Origin of the sequence: Agrococcus sp. HG114 (genome assembly GCF_024723325.1) — a bacterium.
In the GTDB taxonomy this organism is placed as follows: Bacteria; Actinomycetota; Actinomycetes; order Actinomycetales; family Microbacteriaceae; genus Agrococcus.
Genome location: NZ_JANQCH010000121.1, coordinates 1 through 6,985, shown reverse-complemented (window position 1 = coordinate 6,985; position 6,985 = coordinate 1). Strand labels below are relative to the sequence as shown.

Below are 6,985 nucleotides of genomic sequence, written 5' to 3'. Positions count from 1 at the left end.
CCCTCGAGCCGCGCGGGGGCGAGGGGAGCGCCGACGCCGGCGCGCACGACGACGGCGGCGCCCGGCTCGAGCTCGGCGACCGGCACGGGCGTCGCGAGCAGCAGGTCGCCGGGCCGATAGGTCGGCTGCATCGAGGCGGTCGCGACGACGACCGGCTGGGCGAGGCCCGCGAGCGACGCGGCCCAGACGACCGCGGCAACGCCGCCGGCGGCGGCGAGGATCGCGAGCAGCGCGATGGCGATGCGCCTCAGTGCAGACATTCCCGGCCCCTTCGCGTGACGTGCCGTTCCGGCAGAACGTACCGACGCTCCCGCGCGAGCACGCGAGGACGCCCGCAGGTCTCGCTTGAGGTTCGCTCAGGAGTCGGCGTGCGAGACTGCTGGCATGCCGCTCATCGCCCTCACCGGAGGCATCGCCTCGGGCAAGTCCACGATCGCCGGCCGGCTCGCCGAGCGCGGGGCGGTCGTCGTCGACGCCGACGCGCTCGTGCGCGAGCTGCAGGAGCCCGGGCAGCCGGTGCTCGGCAGGATCGCCGAGGAGTTCGGCCCCGGGGTGCTGCGGAGCGACGGCTCGCTCGACCGCGCGGCGCTCGGCGCGGTCGTCTTCGGCGACGACGCGGCGCGCGCGCGGCTCAACGCGATCGTGCACCCCGCGGTCGGCCGCGAGTCGGCCCGGCGCTTCCGCGCGGCGCTCGACGGCGATCCGCGAGCGGTCGTCGTGTACGACGTGCCGCTGCTCGTCGAGGCGCGCGCCGACGACCCGTGGGACCTCGTGGTCGTCGCGCACGCGCCGGCGACTGAGCGCATCCGCCGCCTCGTGGAGCTGCGCGGCATGACCGAGGCGGATGCGCGGGCGCGGGTCGCGTCGCAGGCGAGCGACGAGCGCCGGCTCGAGATCGCCGACGTCGTGATCGACACGGGCGGCGACCTCGCGTCGACGATCGCCCAGACCGACGCCCTGTGGGAGCGGCTCCACAGCGGGGATGTGGGCGGCCGCTCCTAGGCTGGGAGCATGCAACCGACGCGCGCCGTGCGGCCGTTCGAGGTCGTGAGCGAGTACGAGCCCTCCGGCGACCAGCCCAAGGCCATCCGCGAGCTCGCCGACGCCCTCGGCCGCGGCGAGACCGACGTCGTCCTCCTCGGCGCGACCGGCACCGGCAAGAGCGCCACGACCGCGTGGCTCGTCGAGCAGGTGCAGCGCCCCACGCTCGTGCTCGCGCACAACAAGACGCTCGCCGCACAGCTCGCCAACGAGTTCCGCGAGCTCATGCCGAACAACGCCGTCGAGTACTTCGTCTCGTACTACGACTACTACCAGCCCGAGGCCTACGTGCCGCAGACGGACACCTTCATCGAGAAGGACTCGTCGCTCAACGCCGAGGTCGAGCGGCTGCGGCACTCCGCGACGAACGCGCTGCTCTCGCGGCGCGACGTCGTCGTCGTGTCGACCGTGTCGTGCATCTACGGCCTCGGCACGCCCGAGGAGTACCTCGAGGCGATGGTCGCGCTGCAGGTCGGCATGCGGATCGACCGGCAGGCGCTCCTGCGGCGGTTCGTCGCGATGCAGTACCAGCGCAACGACGTCTCCTTCACGCGCGGCACCTTCCGCGTGCGGGGCGACACGATCGAGATCATCCCGATGTACGAGGAGCACGCGATCCGCATCGAGCTCTTCGGCGACGAGATCGAGGCGCTCTCGACGCTGCACCCGCTCACCGGCGACGTGCTCGCCCGGCACGACGCCGTGTCGATCTTCCCCGGCAGCCACTACGTCGCCGGCACCGAGCGCATGCAGCGCGCGATGGAGCGCATCCGCACCGAGCTCGAGGAGCGCCTGAAGGTGCTCGAGCGCGAGGGCAAGCTGCTCGAGGCGCAGCGCCTCCGCATGCGCACGACCTTCGACCTCGAGATGATGGAGCAGATCGGCTTCTGCTCCGGCATCGAGAACTACTCGCGCCACATCGACGGCCGCGAGGCGGGAGAGCCGCCGCACTGCCTGCTCGACTACTTCCCCGACGACTTCCTCGTCGTGATCGACGAGTCGCACGTCACCGTGCCGCAGATCGGCGCGATGTACGAGGGCGACGCGAGCCGCAAGCGCACCCTCGTCGAGCACGGCTTCCGGCTGCCGAGCGCGCTCGACAACCGGCCGCTCAAGTTCGACGAGTTCCTCGAGCGCACGCCGCAGAAGGTGTACCTGTCCGCGACGCCCGGCAAGTACGAGCTCTCGCTCGCCGACACGGTCGTCGAGCAGATCATCCGTCCCACGGGCCTCGTCGATCCGAAGCTCGTCGTCAAGCCGACGAAGGGGCAGATCGACGACCTGCTCGAGGAGATCCGCGTGCGCGCGGAGCGCGACGAGCGCGTCCTCGTCACGACGCTCACGAAGAAGATGGCCGAGGAGCTCACCGAGTACTTCACCGAGGCGGGCGTGCGCGTGCGCTACCTGCACTCGGACGTCGACACCCTGCGGCGCGTCGAGCTCCTGACCCAGCTGCGGCAGGGCGTGTTCGACGTGCTCGTCGGCATCAACCTGCTGCGCGAGGGGCTCGACCTGCCGGAGGTGTCGCTCGTGGCGATCCTCGACGCCGACAAGGAGGGCTTCCTGCGCTCGTCGACGTCGCTCATCCAGACCATCGGCCGCGCCGCCCGCAACGTCTCGGGCGAGGTGCACATGTACGCCGACCGCGAGACCGACTCCATGCGCCTCGCGATCGAGGAGACCGACCGCCGGCGCGCGATCCAGATCGCGTTCAACGAGGAGCACGGCATCGATCCGACGCCGCTGCGGAAGCGGATCGCCGACATCACCGACGTCCTCGCGCGCGAGCAGGCCGACACCGCAGAGCTCCTCGAGGGCACCCGCCGCGGCGCCCCCACGCCGCGCCTCGCGCGCGAGCGCTCCGAGCTCGACGGCCCCGCGCAGCTCGAGGCGATCATCGCCGACCTCACGGCGCAGATGACCGAGGCGGCTGGCGAGCTGAAGTTCGAGCTCGCGGCGCGCATCCGCGACGAGCTGCACGACCTCAAGAAGGACCTCCGGCAGATGCGCGCCGCGAGCTGAGCGGCGGCCCTTTCGGGCCGCCGCCTCGCGGCGCCGAGGCCCGTCCCGGGCCGAGGGAGCGAGCTGAGCGGCGGCCCTTTCGGGCCGCCGCCTCGCGGCGCCGCGCGGTTGAGCTGAGGCGGGAGGTCCTTTCGGGCCTCCCGCGCGACCCCAGCGCCGTGCCCCGTCTCGGGGCTCGGAGCCCGTCCCGGAGCGAGCCGAGCAACGGCCCTTTCGGGCCGCCGCCTCGCCGCGCCCGCTACACCCGCCCCATCCGCGAGTACGCCCCCAGCACGCTCCGCTCGGACTCCACGAGGTAGCGCTCGAGCTCGTCGGCCGCGCGCTCCGGTCCCTCCGCGATGAGGGCCTCGAGCACGTCGCGGTTCCTCGCCACGAACGGGCGGTGCAGCGACTCGGGGTCGTCGATCGCGAGGAACGCGAGCCGCAGCTCAGCCGCGACCTGGTCGTGCGCGCGCGAGAGCCTCGGGCTGTCGGCGAGCGCGACGAGCGCGGCGTGGAACGCCATGTTCGCCGTCCCGACGACCGCCCAGTCGGGAGCGGCGAGCGCGGACTCCGCGCGCTCGAGGGCGGCCCGCATGTCGGCGACCGCGGGGTGGACCGGGGACGCGGCGCGCAGCACGCCGCCCTCGATGAGGCGGCGGGCGCGGTAGATGTCGATCACGTCGGCCGTGGTCGGCGAGGCGACCGACACGCCCCGGTGCGGCACGTGCTGGACGAGCCCCAGCTGCGCGAGCACGCGGAACGCCTCGCGGAGCGTGTTGCGCGACACGGCGAGCCGATCCGCGAGCGCGGCCTCGGAGAGCCGCTCACCGGGCGCGAACGCGCCGAGGACGATCTGCTCGCGCAGCGCATCGGCCAGCGTCGGCCCGTGGTCGCTCATGCGCTCGATCGTAGGGGCGCGAGCAGCTTCGAGCGCAACGAGCCCGAAACATCGACGACACGGATTGTTCTACAAGGTTTGCCACGCTGTCCTACGAAAGCTACGCTCAGGGCTTGCGCATCCGCGCCACGCCCTTCGACGGAGAACGGGAACCGCCATGACCGCAGCACAGCAGACGAGCGCGACGGGGGTCGCGGGCGCCGACAAGGCGAGAGCCTTCGCCAAGAGCCGCCGAGGCCCCATCCTCGGCGCGATCTTCCTCATGGCCACGTCGGCCATCGGGCCGGGCTTCATCACGCAGACGGCCACGTTCACGGCCCAGCTGGGCGCGGCCTTCGCGTTCGCCATCCTGGCCTCGGTGCTCATCGACTTCGCGGTGCAGATGAACATCTGGCGGATGATCACCGTCTCCGGCAAGCGGGCCGGCGATCTCGCCAACAGCGCGCTGCCGTACTCCGGCCACGTGCTCGCGGCGCTCATCGTGATCGGCGGGCTCGCCTTCAACATCGGCAACATCGCCGGCGGCGGCCTCGGCCTCAACGCCCTGCTCGACGTCGACGCGAAGATCGGCGGGCTGCTCACGGGCGCGCTCGCGATCGGCATCTTCCTGTTCAAGCGAGCGGGGCGCGTCGTCGACATCGTCGTGATGGTGCTCGGCGTCGCCATGATCGTGATGACGCTCGTCGTCGCGATCGTCTCGCAGCCGCCGATCGGCGACGCGCTGCGGCAGACCTTCGTGCCCGACACGCTGAACTTCGCCACGATCACGACGATCGTCGGCGGCACGGTCGGGGGCTACATCACCTACGCGGGAGCGCACCGCTACCTGGAGTCCGGGCTCGTGGGACCGGAGCACGTCAAGGGCGTCCACCGGGCATCGATGCAGGGCATCCTCGTGACCGGCATCATGCGCTATGTCCTCTTCCTCGCCATCCTCGGCGTCGTCGCCTCGGGCGTCGTGCTCGACCTCTCCGGCCAGGCCGCGAACCCCGCGGGCCAGGCGTTCGGCCACGTGCTGGGCGACGCGGGGCTCCGCATCTTCGGGTTCATCTTCTGGGCGGCGGCGATCACGTCGGTCATCGGCGCCGCGTACACGTCGGCGACGTTCCTCTCGGTCTTCTCGAGGCGCCTCGCGAGCGGGTGGCCGCTGCAGATCGCGACCGTCGCGTTCATCCTCGTGTCGCTCGCCGTGTACCTGCTGATCGGCACGGCGCCCGCCGCGATCCTCGTCTTCGTGGGCGGCTTCAACGGCCTCATCCTGCCGATCGGCCTCGCGATCTTCATGTACATCGGTTGGTTCCGCCAGCGCGACGTGCTCGGCGGCTACCGCTACCCGAAGTGGCTGCTGATCGTGGGCACGCTCGCCACGCTCGTGAGCCTGTACATGGGCATCGCGTCGATCGGACCGATCTTCGCCTTCCTCGGCGTCGGCGCGTGACGGGGCGATCGCGATGACGACGATCGACCTGAACAGCGACCTCGGCGAGAACGTCCCCGACCGCGTCGTCGGCGACGACGAGGCGATGCTCCGCGTCGTCACGAGCGCCAACGTCTCGTGCGGCTTCCACGCCGGGAGCCCCGAGGGCATCCGCGCGACGCTCGCCGCCGCCGTCGCGAACGGGGTCGCGATCGGCGCCCACCCCGGCTACCGCGACTACGAGGGCTTCGGACGCCTGCCGATGGACGTCGACTCGGCGACGCTCCAGGCGGAGGTCGAGTACCAGCTCGGCGCCCTGCAGGGGCTCGCGTCGGCAGTCGGCGGGCGCGTGGTCTACGTGAAGCCGCACGGCGCGCTCTACAACGCGATCGCCCGCGACGAGCGCCAGGCCGCCGACGTCGTGCGGGCGATCCGCGCGATCGACCCGTCGCTCGTGCTGCTCGGCCTCGCGGGCGGCGTCGTCCTCGACGTCGCCGAGCGCGCCGGCATCGCGACCGCCGCGGAGGCGTTCGCCGACCGCGCCTACACGCCGGAGGGGCTGCTCGTCTCCCGCACGGAGCCCGGAGCGGTGCTGCACGACCCCGAGCTGGTGGCGGGGCGGATGGTCCGCCTCGCGCAGGAGGGCGTCGTGCGCGCCGTCGACGGCAGCGACGTCGCGGTGCGCGCCGAGTCGATCTGCGTGCACGGCGACAGCGCGGGAGCGATCGCGATGGCCGAGGCCACGCGCGCCGCGCTCGAGGCGGCGGGGATCGCGATCGCGCCCTTCGCGCACCCCGGCCGGTGACCCGCGCCGCATGAGAGTGCTCACCGCGAGCGACACCGCGCTGCTGCTCGAGGCCGCCGACCTCGACGAGTCGATGCGGCTGCTGCCCGCGCTCGCCGAGGCGGCGATGCCCGGCGTGACGGAGCTCGTGCCCGCCGCCCGCACGATCCTCGTGCGCTTCGATCCGGGGCTCGTCTCCGCCGAGGCGCTGGCGGCACGGCTGCTCGCGACCGAGCCGGGCGACGCACGGGTCGCGAGCGGCGACTCCGTCACCATCCCGGTGCGCTACGACGGCGAGGACCTCCACGACGTGGCCGGCTTCCTGGGGGTGAGCGCCGCGGAGGTCGTCGCGCGGCACCAGGCGGCGACCTGGACCGTCGCCTTCACGGGCTTCGCGCCGGGCTTCGGCTACCTCGTGGGGGACGACCCGCTGTTCGACGTGCCCCGACGCGCGTCGCCGCGGACGCGCATCCCCGCCGGCTCCGTCGCCCTCGCCGGTCGGTTCTCGGGCGTGTACCCGAAGGAGAGCCCGGGCGGCTGGCAGCTGATCGGGCGCACCGACGCGACGATGTGGGACCTCGACCGCGAGCCCCCCGCGCTGCTCGCCCCGGGGACCGCGGTGCGGTTCGAGCGGGTCGAGCGCGAGCTGCTGCAGCTCGCGCCGCCCGAGCGGCCGGCGGTCACGGCGGCGCACGCCGTGGAGGTCGTGGCGCCGGGCCTGCAGCTCGTCGTGCAGGACCTCGGGCGACCGGGGCTCGCCGCCCAGGGCGTCTCGGCCTCGGGCGCGGCGGATCGCGGCGCGCTGCGCGAGGCCAACCGGGCGGTCGGCAACGCCCCGCAC

General features: G+C 73.0%; 7 protein-coding genes. 5 read left to right on the top strand and 2 right to left on the bottom strand.

Going from position 1 to position 6,985, the window contains the following annotated elements:
- The coding region (locus tag NWP09_RS10615; RefSeq protein WP_258275485.1) for a S26 family signal peptidase at nt 1-260 on the bottom strand (260 nt) is incomplete at its 3' end.
- A gap of 124 nt (nt 261-384) precedes the next feature.
- Here NWP09_RS10615 and coaE point away from each other — a divergent pair.
- Together coaE and uvrB are read left to right on the top strand one after the other, a co-directional pair.
- Complete coding sequence (gene coaE, locus NWP09_RS10610; RefSeq protein WP_258275484.1) at nt 385-1,002, top strand: dephospho-CoA kinase; 618 nt, start codon at nt 385-387, stop codon at nt 1,000-1,002.
- A gap of 9 nt (nt 1,003-1,011) precedes the next feature.
- A complete protein-coding gene (uvrB, locus tag NWP09_RS10605) occupies nt 1,012-3,063 on the top strand; it encodes an excinuclease ABC subunit UvrB (protein ID WP_258275483.1) in 2,052 nt (683 codons plus the stop codon).
- Between the two features lie 238 nt (nt 3,064-3,301).
- Here the strand turns inward: uvrB and NWP09_RS10600 are convergent, their stop codons facing one another.
- Entirely contained in the window at nt 3,302-3,943 is a 642-nt protein-coding gene (locus NWP09_RS10600; protein WP_258275482.1) for a GntR family transcriptional regulator, read from the bottom strand.
- Nucleotides 3,944-4,100: 157 nt separating this feature from the next.
- Between NWP09_RS10600 and NWP09_RS10595 the strand changes: the two genes are divergently transcribed.
- The 3 genes from NWP09_RS10595 to NWP09_RS10585 form a co-directional block, all read left to right on the top strand.
- Nucleotides 4,101-5,381: an NRAMP family divalent metal transporter gene (locus NWP09_RS10595; protein WP_258275481.1), complete on the top strand. Its 1,281-nt coding sequence runs from the start codon at nt 4,101-4,103 to the stop codon at nt 5,379-5,381.
- Between the two features lie 13 nt (nt 5,382-5,394).
- On the top strand, nt 5,395-6,165 hold the full coding sequence (locus tag NWP09_RS10590) for a LamB/YcsF family protein (protein ID WP_258275480.1): 771 nt from the start codon (nt 5,395-5,397) through the stop codon (nt 6,163-6,165).
- 10 nt (nt 6,166-6,175) lie between these two features.
- On the top strand, nt 6,176-6,985 hold an 810-nt coding region (locus tag NWP09_RS10585), incomplete at its 3' end, for an allophanate hydrolase subunit 1 (RefSeq protein WP_258275479.1).

Bases quoted from the DNA above. Each gene is read 5' to 3' on its own strand.
- NWP09_RS10590 (WP_258275480.1), top strand. From the start codon at position 5,395: ATGACGACGATCGACCTGAACAGCGACCTCGGCGAGAACGTCCCCGAC.
- coaE (WP_258275484.1), top strand. From the start codon at position 385: ATGCCGCTCATCGCCCTCACCGGAGGCATCGCCTCGGGCAAGTCCACG.
- NWP09_RS10595 (WP_258275481.1), top strand. From the start codon at position 4,101: ATGACCGCAGCACAGCAGACGAGCGCGACGGGGGTCGCGGGCGCCGAC.
- uvrB (WP_258275483.1), top strand. From the start codon at position 1,012: ATGCAACCGACGCGCGCCGTGCGGCCGTTCGAGGTCGTGAGCGAGTAC.
- NWP09_RS10600 (WP_258275482.1), bottom strand. From the start codon at position 3,943: ATGAGCGACCACGGGCCGACGCTGGCCGATGCGCTGCGCGAGCAGATC.